This is a genomic window from Zhihengliuella sp. ISTPL4, from assembly GCF_002848265.1.
Classification (GTDB): Bacteria; Actinomycetota; Actinomycetes; order Actinomycetales; family Microbacteriaceae; genus Microbacterium.
In genome coordinates this window covers 2,083,784-2,105,637 of the sequence record NZ_CP025422.1, presented here as the reverse complement: position 1 = coordinate 2,105,637, position 21,854 = coordinate 2,083,784, and the positions used below count along the sequence as shown (strand labels likewise).

The following is a 21,854-nucleotide window of genomic DNA, read 5'->3' as shown; positions in this document are numbered from 1 at the left end:
GGATCATGCCTGACGGAACCAGCGGGCGTTGCGGTCGTCGAGCAGGGGACCGCGCTCGAAGACGGACACCGGCCCGGGGCTCACCTCGATCAGACGAGCCGCTGCTTCCGCGGTCACGAGCGCACGCAAATTCCGCCAGAGCGGCGCCGTCTGCGGGTATCCGAGGTAGTCGCGGAAGGTCTCGACCCGGAGCACCGTCCCCGTCGATTCGGGACGGAGCCACGCGATCGTGTCGTCCGGCTCGATGAAGCGGATGCCGACGGCACCGTCCGCCAGGAGGTGGAACTCCTTGCCGCGCTCTGTGACGACCGCGCGCACCACGTCAGCGGCGACCGTCGGGGGCGCATGGATCACGAGCGTGTCGCCGAGATCGGCGAGGATCGCCTCCACTCGCGTGGCCGTGAACCGCGCGCCCGCCCGCGCGCCGGCTGCGGCGCCGCTGCGCCGTCCCCATCCGAGCAGGAAAGCGGCGCCGACGATGAGCCCGATGACGACGAGGATGAGAACGACGATGGCGAGGAGCGGAAAGTCCATCGGTGCCGCGTGCGGGTCCGTCGCGCGCGGGTCAGCGCGGGCCGGTGAGATGGTCGAGGTGGAGTTCGCCGGACGCGTTGAGCGCCTGCATGAGCTCCTGGACACGGTGCGGATCCACGGTCGGGGGGTCGACCTCGTCGAACCCGAACTGCAGGGGGATGGCGGGGTGGATCCAGACGCTCGCGCGCCGGTCGACGCCGCCTTCGAGAGGGAGCCACGTCATCATGAAGCTCTCCTGCCGACGGAGCTTCGTGGCGATGACGATCTTCAGATGCGCGAGCGTCTCATCCTCGACGATGATCGGATCCGAGTGACCGTCGTACCGGAGTCTTCCCATGATGCTGACGGTACACCCCGGAGGGACATCCGAATCCGTTACTCGGGGTGGCGTTCGCGGCGCGGCATGCCGGCGCTTGGTACGGTGACCGCGGAGGACTACCTGTCCCTGGGGCCCGTCGACCAAGAGAGAGCTTCGAGATGACGCGTACGTCCCGTTGGCGTCGTGGCCGCATCGGGATCGTCGCCGTGCTCGCGATCGTCCTGGGTTCGTTGGTTCCCGCGATCAGCACGGCCGGGCCGGCGACGGCGGCATCGGACGGATACATGGTCTATCCGGCGTCGGGCAACATCCAGTCGAAAGTCGGGGACGGCTGCCGCGGGAACTACCGTGCGCACGACGGCATCGACATCTCCCGGAACGGCGGCACACCGATCCTCGCCGCGTACGACGGCGTGATCAAGAGCCGCACCGCGAACGGCGGCTACGGCAACTACGTGGACGTCCAGCACCCCGGCGGATACGTCACTCGCTACGCGCACATGGCAGCGCCAGGGTGGTTCGCCCCGGGAACGAAGGTTCTGCGTGGGCAGCAGATCGGGGTCGTCGGCAACACGGGCAACTCGGCCGCGTACCACCTGCACTTCGAGGTGTGGCTGAACGGCAAGGTGTACTCGCAGATCAATCAGGGCTTCACCTGCCTGGCCGACGTCACGCGCGGGGCAACCATCCCGCTGTTCTTCCCCGGCCTTGGTGCGAGCGTCCCCGCCGGCGTCGGCGCGGCCGACTTCACCGGCGACGACAAGGCCGATCTCCTCGTCGTCGCGGGAAACGGCGACTTGCGATTGCGCGCCGGCAACGGCCGCGGCGGGTTCGCCGGCCCGACCACGCTGTTCGGCGGCGGCTGGGGTGCGTCGCGTCGGCACATCACGCATACCGATCTCAACGGAGACGGCAACGCCGATCTTCTCGCCGCCCGCTCGGACGGGGTGCTGGAGTACTACGCCGGCACCGGCGGGGGCGGCTTCCGTCCCGCCGGTGGGCTCGGCACAGGCTGGTATGGCATGCGTCACGTCGCGTCCGGTGCGGATTTCACAGGAGACGGCAAACAGGACATCCTCGGCGTGTCCGAGTCGGGTGTCCTCACCATCTACCGGGGCAACGGCAGCAACGGCCTGAGCGCGCCGCACACCACCGTCGGGGGAGGGTGGGAGAGCTTCCACTACCTCATTGCCGGGGACTTCGATGGGGACGGTCGTGGCGATGTCGTGGTGGTCGCCGGCGACGGTCAATTGCTGCTCTACACCGGCGCGTCCGGACTGCGTACACCGAGACAGGTCGGTATCGGCTGGCAGGAATTCACTGAAGTCACCGGTGGCGTCGACTACAACGGCGACGGACGAGCCGACCTGCTGGCGCGTAGCGCCGCGGGACAGCTCTACCTCTACCCGGGCAAGGGGGACGGTTCGTTCGGCGCCCGCGCGCTCGTCGCCTCGGACGCCGCGGACTACCTCGCCGTCGAATGACCGCCACGGGCTGACCGCCGCGACGCCGCGTATGGTGGGGCCATGGCCGTTCCGACCCTCGACGACATCGCGGCCGCGCTGTATGCAGGGCCGCCCGAGGAGTTCACGGCCGCTCGGAACGCGCGGGCGAAGGAGATCGAGGATCGTGCGCTCGCCGCGGAGGTGAAGGCCCTGCGGAAGCCGTCGGTCGCCGCCTGGGTCGTCAACGTCTTCGCGCAGGAGCGCGCGGCGCAGCTCGGGGAGGCCTTGGCGCTCGCCGCGGAGCTGCGCGAGGCGCAGGCGGACCTGGATGCCGCGGCGCTGGCGAAGCTCGGGCGGGAACGTCGTGCCCTGACTCGTCGGCTCGCCGAGACCGCTGCAGACCTCGCCGGATCCCGTGGCGAACGCGTGACGGCGGCGACGCGGGACGCCGTCGAGCAGACGATCTCCGCGGCGTTCTTCGACCCGGATGCGGCCGCTGCGGTCGCCTCCGGGCGTCTCGTGAAGGCGTTGGAGCCCTCGGGAACGACCGACGATATCCGCGACGCGGTGGCCGGCACCCTCCCGACGCTCCGACCGCAACCTTCGCGTCCGCCGGACGAGCTGCAGGAGCGCCGGAAGCGCCGGGACGCGGAACGTCAGGTGGCCGCGGCGGAGAAGGACCTCGCCGCCGCGGAGCGCGCCCTCGCGAAAGAGGACGAGGCGGTGCGGGCTCTGAGCGACCGCGCCGAGGAGCTGGCCGACGGCATCGCCGAGCTGGAGGCGCAGCTGGAGAAGCTGCGTCAGGAGGCTGACCGCGTCGAGCGCGACCGTCCCGCGGCGGAAAAGCGGCGCACCGCGGCCGCAGAGAAGAAGGACGCCGCTGTCGAGGCCGTGGAATCGGCGCGCGAGGCCCTCGGCGACCTCTAAGCGGGCTCAGCTCCGGGAAGCGGCCTTCTCCTCGTCGGAGTTCGGCGTCCATCCGAACCAGCCGTCGTCGGACGGGATGACGCTCCAGTCGCCGCAGACGAAGACGGTCTTCGCCTCGTACGCGGACGGAGCATCGTCGAGAGTCCAGGTCGGGGCGGAGGTCCGCACCGTCTCCACGCAATCCTCCGGCAGCGTCATCGTGCTCGTCAGCAGGAGGGCGGCGTCGTCCGCGTCCTCGATGGTCGACGTCCGGAGCGTGAGAGCGGTCGCGTCGTGCGGAACCCAGTCCGCGTCGACCGACGCGTCCGCGCGGAAGGCGTCGGCGTCCTCGAACGTCTGAGTCGACTGCTTGTGCACGAGACCCTCCACGGCGGCGCATCCGCCGAGTAGCAAGGTACCGCCGAGGAGCAGGGCGGCGGCGGGGAGAAGGCGTCGTGGTGTCATGGTTCCACTCTGCTGACGGGCGCGGCGGGCGGCGTCCGCCGGCGGAGGTATCCCTTGTCATCATCGAGGGTGACCTCTCCTGGAGGGGCCTCCGATAGCCTCGGAGGATGCGGGAGGAAGTCCTCGAGGGCGGCAACGCGAGCGGATCCGTCGTGCGCATCGGGAACACCGTCCGCAAGGCGTGGACAGCCGCGACACCGGATGTCGTCGCGTACGTGCAGGCGTTGCGCGCCGACGGCGTGGAGGCGCCGGAGCCCGTGGGCAGAGACACGCAGGGGCGGCAGATCATCGAGTTCATCCCGGGCACGCTCGCGATGCATTCCGCGCCGCTCTCGACGGCCGAGCTCGCTCGCGTGGGGGGAATGGTCCGACGGATCCATGACGCCTCGGCGCGGTACGTCCCTGCTGCCGATGCGGTCTGGGAACCACCCCTCTCGCCGCCCGCGCAGGAGCTCATCTGCCACAACGACCTGGCGCCGTGGAATCTGATGCTCGGCGACCGGTGGGTCTTCATCGACTGGGACGGCGCTTCCCCGAGCACCCGCTCGTGGGACCTCGCCTTCTCCGCGCAGACGTTCGCGCTTCCGGATCCGGCCCGAGACCCGCAGCGCTCCGCCGATGACCTCGCAGCCTTCGTCGACGGATACGGCGCCGACGAGGAGCTGCGCGCGGTGCTCCCCGACATGATGCGCCGACGCACGCAGGCGATGCTCGATCTGCTGCGCTCGTCCGCGGAGGTGGGACGCGAGCCGTGGGGGACCATGTACCGCACGGGTCACGGGGCGCACTGGGCGGCGGTGCTCGACGACGTCACCGCGCATCGGGATGTGTGGCAGCGGGCACTGGCGTGACCGCTTCGCCGGTCTGATTCTCCTAGGGTGATCGACATGAGTGACGACCTCGGCCGCGCAGTGATCGCGGATCTGTGCCGGATCCCGAACCCGGAGGCGATCGACAGGACGGCGTACGTCGAGCTCGGCGGCGTCTCCCAGTTCGTCTCGATCCGCGGGCGCAGCACACGGAACCCCGTGCTCGTCGTCTGTCACGGCGGCCCGGCCCTGCCGTCGTTGCCCTCGTCGTGGGTCTGGCAACGAGGCGCGGAGGACTACTTCACGGTCGTCAACTACGACCAGCGCGCGAGCGGCAAGTCCGCGGGCGCCGTACCCGAAGACATCGACCTCAGCGTCGACCGGTATGTCGACGATCTCGTGGAGCTGATCGCGTGGCTCCAGGGGGAGCTGGGCGTGCAGAAGGTCGGCGTGCTCGGGCACAGCTGGGGGACGGTCCTCGGTCTCACCCTGGCCCGGCGGCGCCCCGACCTGCTGTGGGCGTATATCGGCGTCGGGCAGGTCATCTCCGGTCCCGAGAACGAGGAGGAGAGCTTCCGCCACGCGATGCGGAGTGCCGTCGCGGACCGGAACGAGCAGGCGATCTCGGAGTTGCAGGCCTTGGGGGAGTATCCGGGCGAGCAACCGCTGACAGTCGAGCGCATCGTGACCTGCCGGAGATGGGCGCAGTACTACGGCGGCCTCTCGGCGTATCGCTCCGACTTCGCGTACTTCACCGAGTCGCAGGAGCTGTCCCCGTATTACACGGACGCCGACCTGGGCCTCATCGGTGTCGGGCAGCGGGCGACCATGCCCGCGGTGCTGCCTGACCTGCTCGGCTTTGACGCCCGCGATCAGACGGCGTTCGAGGTGCCGATGCTCCAGTTCCTCGGACGGCACGACTGGACGACCCCCACCGGGCCGGTCGTCCGCTGGCTGGAGACCGTGACGGCACCGTCGACGCCCGTCGTGTGGTTCGAGAACTCCGCGCACCTGTGCATGTTCGAGGAGCCCGGGAAGTTCCTCGTGAGCCTCGTGACCCACGCGCTGCCGCACGCGGTCGCCGCGGGGGATGCGAGGAAGGGCAGCTCGACAGACTCACCCGTGCCGGCATAGGTCCGCGGGTCGCCTCCTCCCGTTCTCCCCTCTCTCCTCCCGCTCCGTTATCGCGTTAGAGATGGATGGGCCCGGGGGAGGGAACGGCTGTCGGCAGGCCACCATCGAGGATCCGCTCGACCATGCCGATAGCGCGGTCGCTGAGGCCGTCGCCCGGGTAGAAGTCCTCGTAGTGAGCCTCCGCCGCCTCCACCGTGGTGATGCCGCAGAGGGTGAGCAACTGACGGATGTCGTCCACGTCGCGTCCTGGTCGGTTGGCGCGGAGCTTCATGGCGAGAAGTGCGTCCTTCGAGGCGACCTGGATGACGACGCCGTCTCGGTCATAGATCGTCTCCCACTCGACAGTTCGACGCCCGAACGTCGGCACGGAATCCGCGTGCTCTACAGTGAAGTTGAACCAGCCGGCGCTCCACCCTCGTCGGTCTCCGACGCGCGAGGCGGCGGCGAGAACGGCTGCGTCACTTCCGGGGTTGATGTGAAGGGAATCGAGGTCTCCGGTGGCACGGCGGTCGAAGTACCTGATGACGAGTGCAGCACCACCGACAAGTCGGATGCCTGCGACTTCGCCAGCGGCGTGAAGCTCCCCGACCAGGTCGCGGAGGCCGGCGATGATGTCGTCGCGGTTCAGGGCGTCAGCCATCAGACGCTCGTCAGGGTGTCTTGCCAGACGAGGACACCACGCTCGAAGAACTCCGTGGGCACGTCGTCGGGCGTCGGGATCGGATCCGCCGGATCGACGTCCAAGGTACGGGGCACCTGGACCCTCCTGTTCGGGGCGTCGACCCACGCCGGAGTGGGGAGTCCCTCCTCGCGGAGGCGAAGATCCACGAGGGCGGCCAGGGCGGCGTCCCAGGCACGGTCACCGGTCGGTTCGGGTTCCGCGAGACCGAGGACTCCGCGTACGAGGCCGTGCTCGGCGTTGAGGTTGTCGCTCAGCTGGATGAACTCGCGAAGGGCGCTGTGCTTGTCACCCGCACCCAGGTACCCGCGGATCGCCGTCGCGACGGTCGCCGCGTCGTCCCGTCGCGTCGGTGCGGAGTACAGGCGGTGGCCGGCGCCACGGAGGAGGCGTTCGACTGTGCTGAACTCAGCCTCGCGGCCACCCTCCACTCGAGATACTCGGCCTTGGTCGACGTTGGTTCGCTCGGCGAGATCCTTCTGCGTGAGGCCGCTGCTCTTCCGCGCAGCGCGCACGAGCACTGATGCGTTGGTCACGTCGCCTCCCGTGAAAATGTTCTCTAAGACATATTCTACGTCGGCGGGGATCAGAATGCCACGCTACAGATCCGGGAAGCCGCGCCCTGTTCGCTCCAGGGCAAAGCAAAACCCCCGCCATGTAGAAGCTAGGCGAGGGTTTCTGGGCTGATTGTAATGATCAGCCTTGTGGCTCCGACCGGCATCGATCCGGTGACCTTTCGAGTAAGAGTTTCGCTCTGTTAGGGGTTTCTGCGGACTCGCGGGTGCTTCGAATAGACCTGATTAGGGATACTTTCGGTTGCCAGCGAGTGTCCCGAGCTGTCGATAATTATGCGGAATAGATGCGGGGTTTTCGGCATTCAGCCGCGGCGGCTCCCTTCCGACTGCTATCGGAGCCGGAGATTCAGTTCGTGGCACGGTGGTCATCCTCGCCGACCCCGATGCTCGTCTGCGGCCAGCGCGCGCACTGATCCCGCACGCTCCCGGAACACTCGCTCCGCGGCCGACGCGTGCGCGAGCTGACCGATGCCGAGGTCGGGCACTTGTCCACTCAGCGAGGATGAGGACGTGACGAGCACCCACGCGGGCCTCGGGCCGCTACATCTCGCGCTGGGCGCATCCCGACGCGACGTCTGCGCGACGATCCAAGCGTGGGCGCGGCGGGGTGGTCGTCGTCGGGGCATTTGGACGGTCGCCCGTCTCCATCCCCTTCGGGCTGCGACCTGCCGAGATGCGACTGCCGAAATGCGAGCACCCGACGCGTCGATCATCGGCTGGCTACGCCTGCGTCAGCTTCGCCTTCATTAGCTTCGCGATTGCAGGGGTCAGCGGTTTGGTCGCTTCGGCCATCTGGTCCCACCACTGCGACGCGTCATTGTGGAACACCTTGCCGTATTGGTTCGTACTCGAACTGGCGTGGGTGAGGAATAGGCACTTGCGAGCCCTGGAGACCATGACCAGCAGGATCCGTTCGTCCTCGAGAATCGCGGCGGCCGTCTTGGAGTAGATGCTCGGGACGTGCCCGTCTTCGAGACCCATCACTACCACCCAGTCGAACTGCTGCCCCTTGCCGACGTGTGCGTTCAGCACATGCACACCGGGCGTGATCGTGGTGACGACCTGGTGGTCCCGAATACGGCTCACCAGCGCTGGGACCGAGGTCTCGGCGCTCTCGTACTCGCGCAGCTGATCGCAGGCTTCGTGGACTTCACGCAGCGTCTCTATATCGGTCGGAGGAATCGCCGCGCACGCGCGCTCCTGGAGGTCGTCAACTTGATCCGCGAACGGCACGTCCGAATCGACGTGCCGGGCGTGGAGCTTCAACAGCCGAGCGACCCGCGGTGTGTCAAGCGCGATGTCCCAGAACTGCGGCTGATGCTTGGCGCGGTCGTAGGCGCGTTCGAGCGCGGAGTGCGGCACCTACAGCTGGTAGTCGCCGCGCGGCTCTTCGGATATGACCAGGTTGAAGTGCCCGCCGAAGGTCCTCTCGAGCGAAATATACATTCCGATGAAGTTCGTCTCGCGCATTACTGGAGACAACGGCCCCCATTGGAGAATGGTCGGGATATTGTTCTGATTCGAGACGCGCCCCAGGTTGTGACTCACTCGTAGTTCTTGCAGGCCATAGTCCTGACCGTCGATCCACGTCCTGAAGGTCACCAGGACTTCTTCCTCCGTCAAGGGCTTCTTCTCGGCCGCAGCCCATGGCAGCCCACCGAAAAAGTCGTGTCGGAAGTAGGTCTTCGGGTCGATGTCCGCCTTGGAGCGGGTGAGTCGAAGATTGTTGGTGAGATGGCTGTCTGGCTTCTTCGCCTGCTGAGCCGCCGTGTGGTCCAACGGTCGATACCAGCGCCTCTGCACGTTTCCGAAGTCGAGAGGAGCCGGCCCGGCTAGTGCCGGCTCGTTGGCGTCTGCTATTGACTTCACCGTCGACGTCTTCGGCGGAGTCTTGGTGCCTGGCATCGACGGCACCACCGCCTGCGCAAGCGCCGCGCTGAGCTTAGGGAGCCTTCGGAGACCCTCTGCGATGGGTTTGAACAGCCCGCTGATCGTCCCGACGAACGTGCTGTCGTTGTCCTCTGGTGCAGCTGTCGGCGCGGCGCTCTTCCGGCTTCGTGCCCTTGTCTCCGAGCCGAGGATGATGTCCTTGCTCTGCTCCAGCTTGGAAATCAGATCCGATGTCAGCGGACTGCACGACTCGGGCGCTGCGATGATCTTGTCGAACCACGCGACCACCTCGTCCGTGACGTCTTCGCCTTCTCCGGCATCCCAATCCACCCAGACAGATGCCTCGTAGTTCCATCCAAGGCCGCCAGCGGTCATATTGCTCGATCCCACCATCAACGACCGTTTGCCGGATGACGATGCAAAGTACACCTTGGGGTGGAACGTCCGCTGCGGGTCATGGAACACATAGCTCTCGTTCGCTATGTCTAGCGCCAGCTGTAGACCTTCCTTGGTCGCGCCGCCCTCGCTGACGCCGACGACCAGTGTCACTTTGCCCCCCTGCTCGCGGAACTCTGTCAGCGTGTCCCAGATTCTGCCGAGTCCGGACTTCTTTGCCCAAGCGACAGCAATCTTCAACTCGTCGAAATTGTTGGCTCTCGCCTGCTCGATAAAGTCGAGGAGGCTCAGATGCTCGGCAAAGGGCTGTCCGACGAATCGCAGCTGCATAGGGCCAGGATCCCACACGTCGGGTTCACGAGATGTTCCTCGTCCGCTAGGCTTTTGCTTCAGTTACTGAAGTGGGGTCGGAATGCGCACGCGGGATGAAGTTGGCGAAGAGAAGCTGCGCGGAGGTTTCTACTCGCCCGACGTGCTGGTCGACCTGTGCCTGACCCGAGCCAAGGAGCTTCTCGCCTCAAAGGCGGACCTCCGCGTCCTCGAACCCTCTTCCGGCGACGGAGCTTTTCTCCGCGGTCTCGAGCGTAACGGCTTCAAGCAGGATCTCGGACATGTCGAGGCAGTGGAGTTGATCGACCACGAGGCCGAGAAGTCGTCACAGACTCTGTCCTCCCTCGGCCTTCCCGGGCGAAGCATCAACGACAACGTCCTGCGCTGGTCGCAGGACAAGCCCTCCGATTTCGACCTGGTGCTGGCGAACCCTCCCTACGTGCGCTTCCAATTCATTGCGGAGGACGACAAGCAGCGAGCCCGTGCCATCAGTGCCGAGCTCGGCGCTGCGGGCTCGTCGGTGTCGAACCTGTGGATCCCTGTCTTCCTGCTCGCCGTGTCGAAGCTGCGGGAGGGGGGCGTCTTCTCGGTCATCCTGCCGACCGAGTTCCTGACCGGCATCTCGGCGAACTCTGTCCGCAACTGGCTGCTCGCTCACACGACGGATCTAACGATCGACCTGTTCAAGCCCGGCTCCTTTCCCGCGGTGCTCCAGGAAGTGCTCATCCTCACCGGGCGCAGGACTCACACAGCGGCTGCCCCGCCAGCCATAGTCGACTTTTACGACCACAACGGCGGCACGCGTCATTGGACTCACACCATCGCGCCAGGGCCAGGCACCTGGACCGACTACCTGCTGAGCCCGAAGCAGTACGGTGCGATCGCGGCCGTGAGGTCCATAGGCGCAGTCACCCGGCTCGGCAATATCGCCCGATTCAGCGTCTCGACCGTGACAGGTGCCAATGGGTACTTCTGCATGACCTCGGACCGCGTCGCCGAGTACGAGCTCGAGCGGTGGGCATTGCCCCTGCTTCCGCGTTCAAGGTACGCCGAAGGCCTGGTGTATACACAGGCGGACCAACAGCTCATCACCGACGAGGGCCAGATTGCGTGGCTCCTGAGCTTCTCTGCGGACCGACCGTCCCCCGAAGAATTCGCCCGCCCTGACGCTTACCTTGTACAAGGCCTGCGCCAGGAGATCGACCAGCGCTTCAAGTGCCGTGTGCGCACGCCGTGGTACCGCGTGCCCGTCGTGCCACCCGGAGAGCTTCTCCTGTCGAAGCGCTCCAACCATTACCCACGGGTCATCGCCAACCACGCGAGAGTCGTCACGACTGACACCATCTACAAGGGGCAGATGCTGGTCGGCGCTCCCGTGAGTGCCGACGACTTCACCGCAGTCTTCCACAACTCGCTCACTCTGCTGTCGGCCGAGGTCGAAGGTCGCAGCTTCGGGGGCGGTGTGCTCGAACTCGTCCCGAGCGAAGTCAGCGCCCTGCAGGTGCCGATCCTCCCCGGCGCTGGCGCGGAGCTCGGGAAGCTGGATGCGATCGCTCGCTCTTCAAAGGACCCTGAAGCCCTGGTCACCGCTACCGACGAAATGATCAGCGGCCTCGTGCCGGCGCTGGACGCGGGGATCATGAGTGATCTTCGCGATGCCCGGTCAACTCTGATGGATCGCAGGCTACAGCGAACCCATTCGAAATTCTACGGATAGAAAATCAGCTCCTACCGCCGCCCCTCGAACGGGTCCGCCAGTACCTGCACACCGTGCTCCCGGCACACGAACGCGATCTCACGCCATGCCCTCGCCCTTTGCATGCCGTTGTCGGGTTTGCTCGACATGGGCGCGGTGCTGCCGCGCGCCGTTCTCCGCGCTTCGTAGCCACTACCGCTGTTCTTCCGCCTCGTGTTCGCTCTTGCGCGTCGGGGCAGTCAGATGCGATATCCGTCAGATGAACGAATCATCGTATTCATCCGAAACCACTTCTCTGCAGTAGTGAACAGGGTTATCTACGACGAGTGGGACCTCAGCGGACCGGACGTCCTCGCGTATGGAGTGCTTCTTCGCCGAAACGTCTGATTCCCGCCCTCCGCACCACCGTCTTCGGCGTCGACCACGTGGTCAAGCGCCGCGATTTTCCTGCGTCCGACGCCTTGACCAGTTGAAGCCAGGCCCTCAGTTCCAGTTCATCCCGTGAGGGTGCTTGCTATCGAGCGCCTTCTTCCAGAACGACTCGCGGGCCAGGATCGTGTCCGCTCTCGTCTTGGGGTCAAAGATCTCGAGGATCGAATACTGGAAGTTTCCGGTGATGTGCCTATCGCCGAGGTCCCGGCGTAAGTGCTCGAGCTCCCGGTTTCCACCTGTGAGATTTTTCAGGTGCGCGTAGCTGGACCAGCGCTGCCAGAGACCGTTAGCTTCGCCAGACGCAGACCCGACATACAGTCGACCGCTACTCAGGTCGGTGATCACGTAGACGCCCTTCACGCTGGAGAGCGCATCCTTCCAACTGGGCTCATCGCCTGCGATGATGCGCTGCAGTTCGTGATGCCGCAGTCGGACGTTCTGATAGCCGGGGAAAGTGCCCAACTTGGCGCCCGGCGCGAGCTCGTAGACCTCAGGGGCGAGCAGGCTCTCCTGCAGCCCGACATAGTGGCGCAGGTATGGGGTACGGCCGATGGGCCTGTCGAGTTTGATGATCAGGCGCTTGATGAACTCTTCGTGCATGGGTAAGGGGGTCAACCCATACCCATGGTCGTCGAAGCGATCGGGCTTGATCTCGGTCACCTCAAACGCGCCGCCGAACATGAAGTACTGCGGCCCATAGGGGTAGTACTGCGCGAAGGCCAGTAGATACCGCGCCCCACCCATGTTGTTGTTCGTCTGCTTTGTACGCCACCGGCCGAAGTTGAGCCAGCGCTCATGGTCGTCTATGAGGAAGTCCAAGGCCTCACCGCTGCCGTCGCCGGAGCGCATGTTGAACTTCACTTTCGTGAGCTGCGGCTCCGGAACGGGAAGGAAATCGGCGAAGGTGATCAAGCGGTGCTCCCATCCGTGCCGGCGACGAGCGAACAGACGCCCTCCCGGTCACTCTACGGATACGCCCCGGTCTCCGTCGGTGAAAGGATCACACCATGAACAAATCGCGTCCCGATGGGCGCCGTGGCCGCGCCGCGAGGGCGGCCTTCGAGCTCATTGAGACGGAGGTCCGGCCGCACCTGGCCGCCGGCGGCAACCTGTGGACCAAAGGATCGGGAGGGTACCCGCGCCAGCTCCGGCAGATGCTTCGCGTACTCGACCATGGACACAGGGTGACCTTCGCGACCAGGGACGCGATGGGGCTAGCGCCGGCCGAACGGGTCATCGAGCATGTGATCCCGTTCAAGCGGATCATCGTCGAGATCGTCGATCCGAGCCAGGCTGACCCGCGTTCGAACACGCACCAGGAGCCGATCGCGGGAGGACCTGCCACGTCGCCAGAGCATCTATTGTCGATCTTCGATCAGCTCATGCGGAAGTGCTGGGTGAGCAAGGACGAGCACGACCGCCTGAACCGCGCCGGCCGGAGTCTTCAGTGGGATGCACCTGACGGCGACGGGTGGGCGCGGTATCGCCTCGCCGATGTGGTCGCGTATCCGCTCACGTAGCCGTCGTGCACACTCAAGCGCTGCAGCGGGCGCTTTCCGGGCTGATCCATCTGCGCACTGTTGCGCATCGCTGAAGCCCTGACCGGGATGAGACGACAGATGCTCGCGTCCGTTCTCGGACTGACCGTCCAGCCGATATGCTCCCCATGACCCGGCGGTGAGCTGTTCTCCCGGGATGTGGAGAGGGAGAACCCAATGACGGACAGTGACGTGCGCCGTGAGTCCGAGTCGGTGAAGTATGAGACAAGGAGCGTCCAGACGGTCCGTGGCACCGAGAGGTTCACGATCTCGAAGTGGGAGAAGGACGGCTGGGAGTCCGTCACGCAGAAGCCCGGCAAGCTACGCACCGAGCTCGTCTTCCGCCGCCCCAAGCCGCAGACACCGTGGAAGATGTACGCGATCCTTGGGGGGGTCCTTATGATTCTCTTCACGTTCATCGGCATCATGGCTGCGATCACCGGCGGTGACGACGATGAGCCCCCGGCGCCGGCGAGCACCTCCAGCGCGGGGACTATTGCGCCGCGCGATGAGCCCTCGGAGGGGCCGGAGGAGCCCATCGCAACGGCGCCAGTCGAGGAGGCTCCGTTGACAATCGAGAACAATCCCGACCTCGCGGCTCTTCTCACAGGTCCCGCCGACGGACCGACTGTCGAGGCATTTGCCAGGCAATACTCTGGCCGGCTGATCGAGTTCGATGGGTCGATCGGAGCGATGAACAATCACGAGGGATACTCGACTCGATACGACATCCTCATCACCTACGGGGATTACAGCGAGACTCACTCGAATGGTGGCCCGAGCTTCCAGTTCCGCGACGTCAACACCACAAACGACCTGCACCTGACAGGTCGAGCTCCCGACACGATTGGCGTCGGCACCCACGTGCACGTCATCGCCCGGGTTGGCGCATTCGTAGACCCGCTGTTCCTGCTGGAGCCGGTGGAGACCAGGGTGCGCTGAGCCCCGCGGCACGCCCGGCAGGCTCCACGGTTACGCACGGCATCTGAACCACGGTTCGGAAGTATCAGGCGTCGTCGGTGCGAGCTGACTAACCCCGAGTCATGGCAGCTACTCGCAGGCCACCCCGTCACCATCGCGGTCGAGCTTGCGAGAGTATCCCGGGTCTCCGGTGTGAATGGGCGCAGCACCCGCAGCGCGGACCGCGGTGCAGTTCTCGTAGTAGACGGACACGGGCGCCTTCTCCACAGGCGCGGGAGCAGGCGCCGGTGCTGCAGGCACCGGAGCTGCGGGCTTGGGGGCAGGTGCGGGTTCTTCCTTGATAGGTGCTGGCACAGGAGTGGGTGCAGGAGCCGGCTCCTGCTTCACCGGCACGACCTTCGCGAAGCCTGAGGTGAGCACCGGCTCCTCTGGGCACGTGCTCAGCACGCGAGCGATCGCATCGTGCTCGGCCTGCGTGACCCACAGCCCGTATGTCGCTTTCACCGCGACCTGACGGGCAACGTATTCACAACGGAAGCCCGTGTTCTTGGGCAACCAGGTCGCTGCATCGCCGTCGCCCTTCTGCGCGTTCGCAGACCCGTCGACGGCGAGGAGGTTCAGAGGATCGTTCGCGAAGGTTAGGCGCTGGTCCGCTGTGAGCTGCTGCGCGCCCTTCTGCCAGGCGTCCGAGAGAGCAACGACGTGGTCGATCTGCACGAGCTCGCTGGTGCCCTGGCCGCGGACGAAGCTGATCGCCTGACCGGTGAACGGGTCCGCCAGCGTGCCTGAAACCACCCGGCACACGCCCGAGCGTGAGATGGCGGTGAGGTCGCGTGCGAGGATGTCGTTGCGGGTGTCGCAGCCGTTGCGGTCGACGTCCAGCCAGCGCTGGCCGAACAGGTCGCGGTCGTAGCCGGTCTTCGCCGCCCTGCCCTTCACCGGCAGAGTCTCCAGCACCTCAATCGCCGTCATGCCCGCGGTGCTCGAGGTGTCGGCGACCGTCGACGAGTCACCCGCGAACGGCACAGGCTCTGCCTCCTCGACGGCGGCCGGTGTCCAGATCTCGGTGGGCTCCGCGGACGGCGACGGCAGAGCAGGGCTCTCCAGAGCTGTCGTTGCCGGAGAAGCATCAGTCGGGCGGTCAGCGTTGCCGCCGATGACGGCGTTTGCGACGCTGCCGGTGAGCAGGAAGCACACGGCGGAGATAGCGGTGACGATGGTCGCCGTCTTCCGGCTTCGCAGTCGTAGCCAGGTCGGAGTGTTCTTCGCCAGCGCGACGATGCCCGTGATCAGCACTACGAGCCACAGCACCGTGAAGATGGGGGAGAGGAGTATCCCCACCGCTAGCGTCAGGATGCCGATCACGGCCCACGCCCACAGGGGAAGCTTCTTCCGGGCCTTCTCACCGGACTCTCCGCTAGCTCCAGCGGAGAACGCCGTGCCGGTGACCGGCGGTGGGAGTGTCTGCAGGCCGGACGGTGCAGCGGGCTGAGGGATCGACCGCGTCTGCGCAGTCCACGCGGCGCCGTCCCACCAGCGCATCTGCGAGGAGTCAGCTGGGTCTGGATACCAGCCCGCCACTGGAGTGCTCGTCATCTCTCCACCGTCCCGCCGGCGAAGCCTCACGCGCTGCAGCGTCCCGAGTAGGCCGGCGATCGTGTGCGCAAAGCGCACGATCGAATACTGACCCCTTGACCCGGGTCCCCTTACACCGCTCGTCGAGTGGTGCTGTGCTCATCCTATGAGCAGCCACGGACATCACCTGGCATGTGGCCGACGCAACGCCTATCCGATGCAGCACAGTGCCGGCGTCCGCTAGATGGATCGGCTGGGTATGTCGATCGATATAGAAATGTACCGGCGATGCTGGTACGCAGCTCCTCGCCACGACAAGTCTGCAAACGCCCGGTCAGAAGCCTATTCTGCGACCGTGCACGCTGGGCTCTGCTCGCGTGTACCCGTTTACGTACCGCAGCGCTGATGCTCAGAAATGCGCGCTGGCCGGGCCTAAGGCGGACATGTACCGAATGTACCGGCGGATCCGAAGGATTACATGCGTGTGCGCGTGCGTGCGCGCGCATGTGTGGAGTTTTCGAGATATCGCGGTACATCGGTTACATCCCTCCCTCCATATCTTCAGAACCTTGAGATCTCAAGGGAAAACCCCTGCCGCGGCGTACCGTATCCGGATTTCATCGCCGGTACACCTGACTGCCTGAACGGCCCCAGATATGCACGCTGACCGGGGAATATCTGCGTACCGTTTCTCAGATCCAAATACGGTACTTCGGTCGCCTTCGGGACATTTTGTCCCGGCCCACGTTCAAATTCGAGCACTGTGCCAGCTGAGCGCGCAGATCATCACCCGCCCGCAATGCCGGTCGAAGGGCTCCGCGGCGCCGGCCAGCGACCAGCCTTAGGAAGCTCGGTCGGACGAATGCCCATACGATCTCCGCGTACGGCGCAGCGCACGGCACTAGATAACCCCGATAGAGACATCGTCGCCTGCGTCGACCTCCTCCACCGGCACCTCCGGCCGTGCCCGCACGAACCGCACGGCATGCCGAAACGAGTACCCGGTCGTCGCGGTGTCGGCGGAGATCTCGACAACGATCGGCTCGACGAGTGTGAGCGCCACGGGACCGCGGCCGTCGCGGTTGAACCTGCTGAGCGCGCCGGTCTTCACCTCGGCGGGCCACGGGTGATCGCCCCCTGGTGCCTGCAGGATCTCACCGAGCGCGCGAGACGCGGCAGCCGGGAGCACGCTCGAGCGACCGACGATGCGCAGCTCGCCCTTCACGGGCAGGCCCAGCACGAGCTCCCGTGGACGCTCTCGGCTGCCGATCACGGCGCCGCAGACGACGTCGCGGGTATCGCGGTGCTTCACCTTCACCCAGTCGCGTTGCCCGCCTCGATACGCCTGTGCTCCGCCCTTGACCACCAGGCCCTCAACCCCGGAGGGCACGAGCGCGTCGAACCACCGCTCAGCCTCCGCAGGATCACTCGTGATCGGCGACAGGTTCAGCGGCGGTGACCAGTCCTGCGCCAGCTCCTCGAGCAGTTCCCGGCGCCCGTTCAGACCGAGGCCCCGGGTGTCCCTGCCCGCCACGGCGAGCACATCGAACGCAGCATAGGACACCGGCTCTGCGTGCACGAGCTCTCGCAGTCGCTTGCCGCCGGCGTTCAGCCGGCGAAGGAGCGCATCGAACTCGAGCCGTCCCTCGGGAGACCAGAAGACGACCTCGCCGTCGAGGATCACGCCGTCAGGAAGCTGCTCTGCGGCCGCCACGAGGTCGGGGAACCGCTTCGTGAGGTCTTTGCCCTGGCGCGACCACAGCGAGACCTGCTCGTCGACGACGATGCAGAGCCTGAAGCCATCCCATTTCGGTTCGTACCTCGAGCCGCCGGGCAGAGCCCCTGCTGCCGGGATAGACGAGACCGGCCGAGCCAGCGCCACCTCGAAGGGCGGCTGCAGCTCGGCCGGCAGCGCCATGCTCAGCCCTTGCTGTCGCGCGGGTCGTTGCCGTAGCTGTTGCGCTCGGCGATCTGCCCGTTCTCGTTCTTGATGATGTGCTCGACCTTGCGGTCGCGCGCGAGTTCGCGCCCCGCCTCGACCGCCGCTGCCTTGGTGCGGTACGAGCCGCCCGTCGCCGCGGCGTCACCGGTCACCCGGTTGTACCAGGCGCCGTCCTGGTGATAGGTCTCCACGTCTCCAATGGGCATGCTGCCTCCGATCGCTCAGGTGTCCAGCCATCATGCTGGGCCCCGAGTGGCCACGAGCAGGCCCTTGGCAGGACGCAGACGGCACGCTATGCCCGAGCGTCGATCCCGCCGGGCGCGATCAGCGCGCGGCGTCGTATGCCTCGAGCACTGTGCTCGGCACGCGGCCGCGGTCCGAGACCTCGTGCCCGTTCTCGCGCGCCCATGTGCGCACGGCGGTGAGGTCGCGCTTCGCTGCCCCGGTGCTGCGCTGGCCACCGCGGCCCGCGCGGCCGTTGCCACGTGCTGCCGCAGAGCTCGAAACCCGGCGGGCCTTCGAGATCCACGGATCCAGCGCCTCGCGCATCCCCGCGGCGTTCTTCTCCGAGAGGTCGATCTCGTACGCCGTGCCGCCGATCGAGAAAGTCACCGTCTCGCCTTCGCCGTCGTCGATAAGTTCACCGTCGATGTCGTCGACGAGCTGGTGGATGATCTTGCGAGCCATAGGGCTGAACGTATCAGCGCTCGGCCGGTACGCCCGCCTCCCATGCCCGTGCTCGGCTTCATGCCAGGATCCGAGTAATCCTCCGGCCGATCCGGCCGATAGTCCTCAGCAGTCCTTTAACCGAGACAGGAACGTCATCCATGCTCCCCAAGACCACCGGCATCGTCGCCCTCGCTCTGGCTGCATCGCTCGCACTCACCGGCTGCGCAGCAGGCGCTACTCCCGCAGCAGACACCTCCTCGAAGCCGGCCGCCACAGTGAGCCCGATTCCGACGAGGCCGACTGACCCGCTGGAAGGCAAGAAGAGCGGCGATGCGATCGACGCGGAGCTGGCAGCGACCATCAACGCTGACTGGTCCGGCTTCGCCGACGACAGGGCGTACCAGATGCCCTCCGGCGAGTAGGGTGTACCTCAAGAGGAACGAGCCGTTGCCGAAGAACGTCCACGACGCAGTAGCAGGCATCCTGATGGAGGTCGGACGGCCGCAGCTGGTCACCTCGAGGGCCAACAACAGCGTAGCGATCCGTTTCCGGGAGGCCGAGAAGGTACAAGAAGAAGCCGTCGGGCGCCACATCGTTCTCGTCATCCATGCGATGAACGCCGATCCCCAAGGCGGGCCCGAACGTCCGCGCTGGTCAACAGGAGACGCCGAGACGGACGGCTACAACGGAACCAGCAAGGCCGAGGCGACCGCGATCGTTCAGTCCTGGGTCGACAAGAGCCCGGGAACCCGCACCATGATCGTCTTGGACGGCCTGGCCGGCTGAGCGAGCCGGTACTACCGCTTCAGCTGCCGCACGGTTCACGCCCCATCAACGTCCGACCGCACCCCTAGGGTGGGCGCAGACCCCGAGAGCCAGGAGTTCACATTGACTGCGATGCAAACCGAGATCATCGTCGCCCCTTCGCTCTCAGAGCTGATCGACGAGTTCACCATGGTGCTGCGCGATCCCGCGAGGACGGGCGCCGCCACCACAGACGCTCAACTTTCGGTGCTCGCGCACGTGCGCGCGGGCTACCTGAACCAGGATCAGATCCCGATCACTCCGGACACCTCTGCCGAACGCGGCGCCATGGTCGCACTCCGTCATGCTGCGCGGCAGGCAAGCATCCTGCGCGTGCAGCTGCAGGGAGACCTCCAGCCCGCAGATGACCAGCGTCTGGCTGTCACGCACGACGAAACGGGGCGGCTCAACCCGATGGGTCTGTTCGAGGCCGAAGGGCTGACGGCCGGCCTCTACCCGTTCACTGCGCTCGCGCATTCACTCGCCAGGGCTGTGCCTGCTGACCAACTGCAACAGGCGGCAGCCGACGCTGACGCCATCGCGTTCGTCCAGGTAGAGGAAGCTCTCGACTGGGAGACCTGGATGGACACCTCCCTCGCTGACTAGGCGTTCGCTGGCGCGAATGTCGGCGGCCAGTCATACAGTTCGAAGTGCCACACAGACCGTCTGGCATCTGCAGTACCAACACGAAGGAGCCATCATGGCAAACACCCTCCACACCGACAACCTCATCACGCGCAACTACATCGAGGCCGCCGGCGTCGGCGCGCTGGAGAACTTCCTCTCGCGCGCTGAGATCACCGTCGCGCGTCCCAACCGGCAGGACACCCCCGTGGATGCCGTTGCGATCAACGAGGATCTCATCGCAGTTCCGATCCAGCTGAAGGTGGTCCTTCAAGGCGGGATGACCGTGCATCGCAAGTACCTCGGTCGCAATCTGAAGCTGGTGTACGTGAACCTCGGCCTCGAGCTCGGCGGTCTCCACGAGCACACCAGCTTCGTCGTTCTCGATCCCGAGACCGCCTGGCAGCTGCCGACGAAGCTCGGACTGAAGTTCGACCCCGAGTACCACGACACGTACCGCTGGCCGACCACCACTGCGAACCTGCGGGCGGCTCTCGAAGAGCACACCTGCCGCACTCCGGCGGAGCTCGCAGACGCTCTGTTCTGACTTCACCCCCCCCGCAGCAAGAGCCGCCCGTGATCCCTCTCGGGCGGCTCTTGCTCTGTCCCCACTTTCCCCAGAACCCGCGTCCCCACGCCGCGGTTGAGCAGAACGTATACCCGCGAGGCCGCAGATGTCGATAGTGCATTCTGCGCCCCTCGCCACCCGCAGAGCGCACCACCCGGTGCCCTCTGAGCCCGGCTGCCCTGAGCAGCATGAAAGGACCGAAACGCCCATGTCCACGCCCGAGATCATCACGAGCGCGCCCGCAGCTCCGTCTGCTGTTCAGCCTGCTCAGGCCGCTGCACCCGCAGTCGTGCCCGCACAGGCCACGAACCGCCTGCCCCACCTCCAGTTCGGCTTCACCGGCGGCGCCGGCAGCTGGCTTTGGGTCGGCATCGCCGGCTTCCTCGTCACCGCCTTCACTCTCGGCATTTGCTACCCCTGGGCGGTCGTCATGACCTACCGCTGGAAGACGAAGCACACCTGGATCAACGGCCAGCGCCTGCGCTTCACGGGATCTGCACCCGGCCTCTTCGGCCACTGGATCAAGTGGTTCTTCCTCTGCGTGATCACCGTCGGCATCTACTCGTTCTGGGTGTACCCGCGCCTGCAGAAGTGGATCGTCGAGCACCAGGAGATCGACCCCACCAGCTGAGGTTTCCCTCGTCCGCAACGCCCCGGTCATGCACATCTGCGTTACTGGGGCGTTGCGCGCCCTTGGATTGAGTTGCCGCTGTGGTCGACTAGCGGACGCGACGGTCGCTAGGGTGATCGCATGCAGAAGGTCGTCGCTCCGACTTGGGCCCATCCTGATGTTGTCTGTGCGTTTGTCAGCGCTATAAAGCGTGGCAACTGGGTGTCGATCAGCGAGGCCCTGGACCGGCTTCAATACGCGACGTACGGGGAATTGAGGCCGCTGCCGGAACCGCACTCCTGGGCGCAGGCGAAGCGAGAGAGCGCCTACTGCCTGCTCGAGATGACCATCATCTACTGCCTACCCTCGGGGTTTCACCGAGTCATTCCGCATACCCGCCGACCCCTAACGCTTGCTCAGATCACGGCAGCAAGAGCAACCGCCGCTTATGCCCCCGATCGCGCTCACCATGGTCTGGGGTGGCTCACGGAGTCCTCATTGGAGGGAAACGTATCGGCAGAACTCTTGGCCTCCGGTCCCCTTCCCGTCCGTCTCGGAGCGCGCGAGCCGATCGATCTCCTGAGGGACGAGGGTGCGCACTTTGACCGCGATGGCTACCTGTCTGCTGGTCCCGTTCGTGTGGTTCCACTCCGGCGAACGCTGGGGATCAACTGACCGTCCATAGGGTCACTCGACGGGTTGGAGTCCGGCGCCGCTCCTCATGTGCACCACCGCGGCGGGCGCTATGCTCACCGTCATGTGCGGCCGCTTCGCGAACGATGCCAGACCAAGCAGTATCGACATCAGATGCATCACTTGCTTGCGATTGCATGGTTGATCTGGAGTTTCTCGGTCGCGGCAGGAGGCTCGGCGGGAGCTGGCCGCCGAGCCCAGGAGTGGATCACGGGCGGTGTGGCTGTCGCGTATGGTGCCGACAAGGGTGATTCGGCTACCAAGTCACCTTCTTGCCTGCTGGGGTGGTGCTTCACGAAC

Annotated in this window: 24 protein-coding genes; 12 read left to right on the top strand and 12 right to left on the bottom strand. The window is 65.9% G+C overall.

Annotated elements, in window-relative coordinates; genetic code table 11:
• Positions 1 to 3: 3 nt before the first annotated feature.
• Both CYL12_RS10185 and CYL12_RS10180 read right to left on the bottom strand, forming a co-directional pair.
• Positions 4 to 534 carry a hypothetical protein gene (locus CYL12_RS10185; protein WP_101847501.1) on the bottom strand — a complete coding sequence of 177 codons (531 nt, stop codon included), beginning with the start codon at positions 532 to 534 and terminating at the stop codon, positions 4 to 6.
• Positions 535 to 565: 31 nt separating this feature from the next.
• The gene (locus CYL12_RS10180) at positions 566 to 871 is read right to left on the bottom strand and encodes a DUF7882 family protein (protein ID WP_101847500.1); all 306 of its coding nucleotides are present in this window, start codon (positions 869 to 871) and stop codon (positions 566 to 568) included.
• A 140-nt stretch (positions 872 to 1,011) separates the two neighbouring features.
• Between CYL12_RS10180 and CYL12_RS10175 the strand changes: the two genes are divergently transcribed.
• Both CYL12_RS10175 and CYL12_RS10170 read left to right on the top strand, forming a co-directional pair.
• A complete protein-coding gene (locus CYL12_RS10175) occupies positions 1,012 to 2,337 on the top strand; it encodes a VCBS repeat domain-containing M23 family metallopeptidase (RefSeq protein WP_101847499.1) in 1,326 nt (441 codons plus the stop codon).
• A 42-nt stretch (positions 2,338 to 2,379) separates the two neighbouring features.
• Positions 2,380 to 3,225 carry a transposase gene (locus tag CYL12_RS10170; RefSeq protein WP_101847498.1) on the top strand — a complete coding sequence of 282 codons (846 nt, stop codon included), beginning with the start codon at positions 2,380 to 2,382 and terminating at the stop codon, positions 3,223 to 3,225.
• A gap of 6 nt (positions 3,226 to 3,231) precedes the next feature.
• Here the strand turns inward: CYL12_RS10170 and CYL12_RS10165 are convergent, their stop codons facing one another.
• Entirely contained in the window at positions 3,232 to 3,669 is a 438-nt protein-coding gene (locus CYL12_RS10165) for a hypothetical protein (RefSeq protein ID WP_158297149.1), read from the bottom strand.
• 107 nt (positions 3,670 to 3,776) lie between these two features.
• Here CYL12_RS10165 and CYL12_RS10160 point away from each other — a divergent pair, with 107 nt between their 5' ends.
• Together CYL12_RS10160 and CYL12_RS10155 are read left to right on the top strand one after the other, a co-directional pair.
• Positions 3,777 to 4,520 (top strand): phosphotransferase, encoded by a 744-nt coding sequence (locus CYL12_RS10160; RefSeq protein ID WP_101847496.1) that lies wholly within the window; start codon positions 3,777 to 3,779, stop codon positions 4,518 to 4,520.
• A 36-nt stretch (positions 4,521 to 4,556) separates the two neighbouring features.
• A complete protein-coding gene (locus CYL12_RS10155; protein ID WP_158297148.1) occupies positions 4,557 to 5,612 on the top strand; it encodes an alpha/beta fold hydrolase in 1,056 nt (351 codons plus the stop codon).
• 55 nt (positions 5,613 to 5,667) lie between these two features.
• Here CYL12_RS10155 and CYL12_RS10150 read toward each other — a convergent pair whose 3' ends face one another.
• The 4 genes from CYL12_RS10150 to CYL12_RS10135 all read right to left on the bottom strand — a co-directional run bounded on the left by CYL12_RS10150 (position 5,668) and on the right by CYL12_RS10135 (position 9,482).
• Positions 5,668 to 6,252: a hypothetical protein gene (locus CYL12_RS10150; protein ID WP_101847494.1), complete on the bottom strand. Its 585-nt coding sequence runs from the start codon at positions 6,250 to 6,252 to the stop codon at positions 5,668 to 5,670.
• Positions 6,252 to 6,827, bottom strand: coding sequence for a helix-turn-helix domain-containing protein (locus CYL12_RS10145; RefSeq protein WP_158297147.1), 576 nt, complete (start codon positions 6,825 to 6,827; stop codon positions 6,252 to 6,254). Before CYL12_RS10145 ends, CYL12_RS10150 begins: the two co-directional genes overlap by 1 nt.
• Positions 6,828 to 7,586: 759 nt before the next feature.
• Positions 7,587 to 8,228, bottom strand: a complete 642-nt coding sequence (locus CYL12_RS10140) for a 3'-5' exonuclease (RefSeq protein ID WP_101847492.1) — start codon at positions 8,226 to 8,228, stop codon at positions 7,587 to 7,589.
• Positions 8,229 to 9,482, bottom strand: coding sequence for a phospholipase D-like domain-containing protein (locus tag CYL12_RS10135; protein ID WP_101847491.1), 1,254 nt, complete (start codon positions 9,480 to 9,482; stop codon positions 8,229 to 8,231).
• A gap of 82 nt (positions 9,483 to 9,564) precedes the next feature.
• Between CYL12_RS10135 and CYL12_RS10130 the strand changes: the two genes are divergently transcribed.
• Positions 9,565 to 11,199 (top strand): Eco57I restriction-modification methylase domain-containing protein, encoded by a 1,635-nt coding sequence (locus tag CYL12_RS10130; protein ID WP_101847490.1) that lies wholly within the window; start codon positions 9,565 to 9,567, stop codon positions 11,197 to 11,199.
• 462 nt (positions 11,200 to 11,661) lie between these two features.
• Here CYL12_RS10130 and CYL12_RS10125 read toward each other — a convergent pair whose 3' ends face one another.
• Entirely contained in the window at positions 11,662 to 12,522 is an 861-nt protein-coding gene (locus CYL12_RS10125) for a GIY-YIG nuclease family protein (RefSeq protein ID WP_199399102.1), read from the bottom strand.
• Between the two features lie 95 nt (positions 12,523 to 12,617).
• Between CYL12_RS10125 and CYL12_RS10120 the strand changes: the two genes are divergently transcribed.
• Together CYL12_RS10120 and CYL12_RS10115 are read left to right on the top strand one after the other, a co-directional pair.
• Complete coding sequence (locus CYL12_RS10120) at positions 12,618 to 13,130, top strand: hypothetical protein (protein ID WP_101847489.1); 513 nt, start codon at positions 12,618 to 12,620, stop codon at positions 13,128 to 13,130.
• Positions 13,131 to 13,325: 195 nt separating this feature from the next.
• Positions 13,326 to 14,090: a DUF4839 domain-containing protein gene (locus tag CYL12_RS10115; RefSeq protein ID WP_101847488.1), complete on the top strand. Its 765-nt coding sequence runs from the start codon at positions 13,326 to 13,328 to the stop codon at positions 14,088 to 14,090.
• A 108-nt stretch (positions 14,091 to 14,198) separates the two neighbouring features.
• On the opposite strand, the gene CYL12_RS10110 is transcribed toward CYL12_RS10115, so the two are convergent.
• The 4 genes from CYL12_RS10110 to CYL12_RS10095 form a co-directional block, all read right to left on the bottom strand.
• Positions 14,199 to 15,665 (bottom strand): GmrSD restriction endonuclease domain-containing protein, encoded by a 1,467-nt coding sequence (locus CYL12_RS10110; protein ID WP_101847487.1) that lies wholly within the window; start codon positions 15,663 to 15,665, stop codon positions 14,199 to 14,201.
• An 880-nt stretch (positions 15,666 to 16,545) separates the two neighbouring features.
• Positions 16,546 to 17,562: an ATP-dependent DNA ligase gene (locus tag CYL12_RS10105; protein ID WP_101847486.1), complete on the bottom strand. Its 1,017-nt coding sequence runs from the start codon at positions 17,560 to 17,562 to the stop codon at positions 16,546 to 16,548.
• Between the two features lie 2 nt (positions 17,563 to 17,564).
• Positions 17,565 to 17,792 carry a DUF2188 domain-containing protein gene (locus CYL12_RS10100; RefSeq protein WP_101847485.1) on the bottom strand — a complete coding sequence of 76 codons (228 nt, stop codon included), beginning with the start codon at positions 17,790 to 17,792 and terminating at the stop codon, positions 17,565 to 17,567.
• 118 nt (positions 17,793 to 17,910) lie between these two features.
• Positions 17,911 to 18,273, bottom strand: coding sequence for a histone-like nucleoid-structuring protein Lsr2 (locus CYL12_RS10095; protein ID WP_101847484.1), 363 nt, complete (start codon positions 18,271 to 18,273; stop codon positions 17,911 to 17,913).
• A gap of 140 nt (positions 18,274 to 18,413) precedes the next feature.
• On the opposite strand from CYL12_RS10095, the gene CYL12_RS10090 reads away from it, so the two are divergent.
• The 5 genes from CYL12_RS10090 to CYL12_RS10070 all read left to right on the top strand — a co-directional run bounded on the left by CYL12_RS10090 (position 18,414) and on the right by CYL12_RS10070 (position 20,882).
• Entirely contained in the window at positions 18,414 to 18,677 is a 264-nt protein-coding gene (locus CYL12_RS10090) for a hypothetical protein (RefSeq protein ID WP_101847483.1), read from the top strand.
• Positions 18,678 to 18,702: 25 nt separating this feature from the next.
• Positions 18,703 to 19,041 (top strand): hypothetical protein, encoded by a 339-nt coding sequence (locus CYL12_RS10085; RefSeq protein WP_158297146.1) that lies wholly within the window; start codon positions 18,703 to 18,705, stop codon positions 19,039 to 19,041.
• 111 nt (positions 19,042 to 19,152) lie between these two features.
• A complete protein-coding gene (locus CYL12_RS10080) occupies positions 19,153 to 19,665 on the top strand; it encodes a hypothetical protein (protein ID WP_101847481.1) in 513 nt (170 codons plus the stop codon).
• 94 nt (positions 19,666 to 19,759) lie between these two features.
• Entirely contained in the window at positions 19,760 to 20,230 is a 471-nt protein-coding gene (locus CYL12_RS10075) for a hypothetical protein (RefSeq protein WP_101847480.1), read from the top strand.
• Between the two features lie 229 nt (positions 20,231 to 20,459).
• The gene (locus tag CYL12_RS10070; protein WP_101847479.1) at positions 20,460 to 20,882 is read left to right on the top strand and encodes a DUF898 family protein; all 423 of its coding nucleotides are present in this window, start codon (positions 20,460 to 20,462) and stop codon (positions 20,880 to 20,882) included.
• Positions 20,883 to 21,854 lie beyond the last annotated feature (972 nt).

Bases quoted from the DNA above. Each gene is read 5' to 3' on its own strand.
- CYL12_RS10070 (WP_101847479.1), top strand. From the start codon at position 20,460: ATGTCCACGCCCGAGATCATCACGAGCGCGCCCGCAGCTCCGTCTGCT.
- CYL12_RS10150 (WP_101847494.1), bottom strand. From the start codon at position 6,252: ATGGCTGACGCCCTGAACCGCGACGACATCATCGCCGGCCTCCGCGAC.
- CYL12_RS10175 (WP_101847499.1), top strand. From the start codon at position 1,012: ATGACGCGTACGTCCCGTTGGCGTCGTGGCCGCATCGGGATCGTCGCC.
- CYL12_RS10115 (WP_101847488.1), top strand. From the start codon at position 13,326: ATGACGGACAGTGACGTGCGCCGTGAGTCCGAGTCGGTGAAGTATGAG.
- CYL12_RS10080 (WP_101847481.1), top strand. From the start codon at position 19,153: ATGCAAACCGAGATCATCGTCGCCCCTTCGCTCTCAGAGCTGATCGAC.
- CYL12_RS10155 (WP_158297148.1), top strand. From the start codon at position 4,557: ATGAGTGACGACCTCGGCCGCGCAGTGATCGCGGATCTGTGCCGGATC.
- CYL12_RS10090 (WP_101847483.1), top strand. From the start codon at position 18,414: ATGCTCCCCAAGACCACCGGCATCGTCGCCCTCGCTCTGGCTGCATCG.
- CYL12_RS10100 (WP_101847485.1), bottom strand. From the start codon at position 17,792: ATGCCCATTGGAGACGTGGAGACCTATCACCAGGACGGCGCCTGGTAC.
- CYL12_RS10160 (WP_101847496.1), top strand. From the start codon at position 3,777: ATGCGGGAGGAAGTCCTCGAGGGCGGCAACGCGAGCGGATCCGTCGTG.
- CYL12_RS10120 (WP_101847489.1), top strand. From the start codon at position 12,618: ATGAACAAATCGCGTCCCGATGGGCGCCGTGGCCGCGCCGCGAGGGCG.
- CYL12_RS10075 (WP_101847480.1), top strand. From the start codon at position 19,760: ATGGCAAACACCCTCCACACCGACAACCTCATCACGCGCAACTACATC.
- CYL12_RS10105 (WP_101847486.1), bottom strand. From the start codon at position 17,562: ATGGCGCTGCCGGCCGAGCTGCAGCCGCCCTTCGAGGTGGCGCTGGCT.
- CYL12_RS10110 (WP_101847487.1), bottom strand. From the start codon at position 15,665: ATGACGAGCACTCCAGTGGCGGGCTGGTATCCAGACCCAGCTGACTCC.
- CYL12_RS10170 (WP_101847498.1), top strand. From the start codon at position 2,380: ATGGCCGTTCCGACCCTCGACGACATCGCGGCCGCGCTGTATGCAGGG.
- CYL12_RS10180 (WP_101847500.1), bottom strand. From the start codon at position 871: ATGGGAAGACTCCGGTACGACGGTCACTCGGATCCGATCATCGTCGAG.
- CYL12_RS10095 (WP_101847484.1), bottom strand. From the start codon at position 18,273: ATGGCTCGCAAGATCATCCACCAGCTCGTCGACGACATCGACGGTGAA.
- CYL12_RS10185 (WP_101847501.1), bottom strand. From the start codon at position 534: ATGGACTTTCCGCTCCTCGCCATCGTCGTTCTCATCCTCGTCGTCATC.
- CYL12_RS10135 (WP_101847491.1), bottom strand. From the start codon at position 9,482: ATGCAGCTGCGATTCGTCGGACAGCCCTTTGCCGAGCATCTGAGCCTC.
- CYL12_RS10130 (WP_101847490.1), top strand. From the start codon at position 9,565: ATGCGCACGCGGGATGAAGTTGGCGAAGAGAAGCTGCGCGGAGGTTTC.
- CYL12_RS10165 (WP_158297149.1), bottom strand. From the start codon at position 3,669: ATGACACCACGACGCCTTCTCCCCGCCGCCGCCCTGCTCCTCGGCGGT.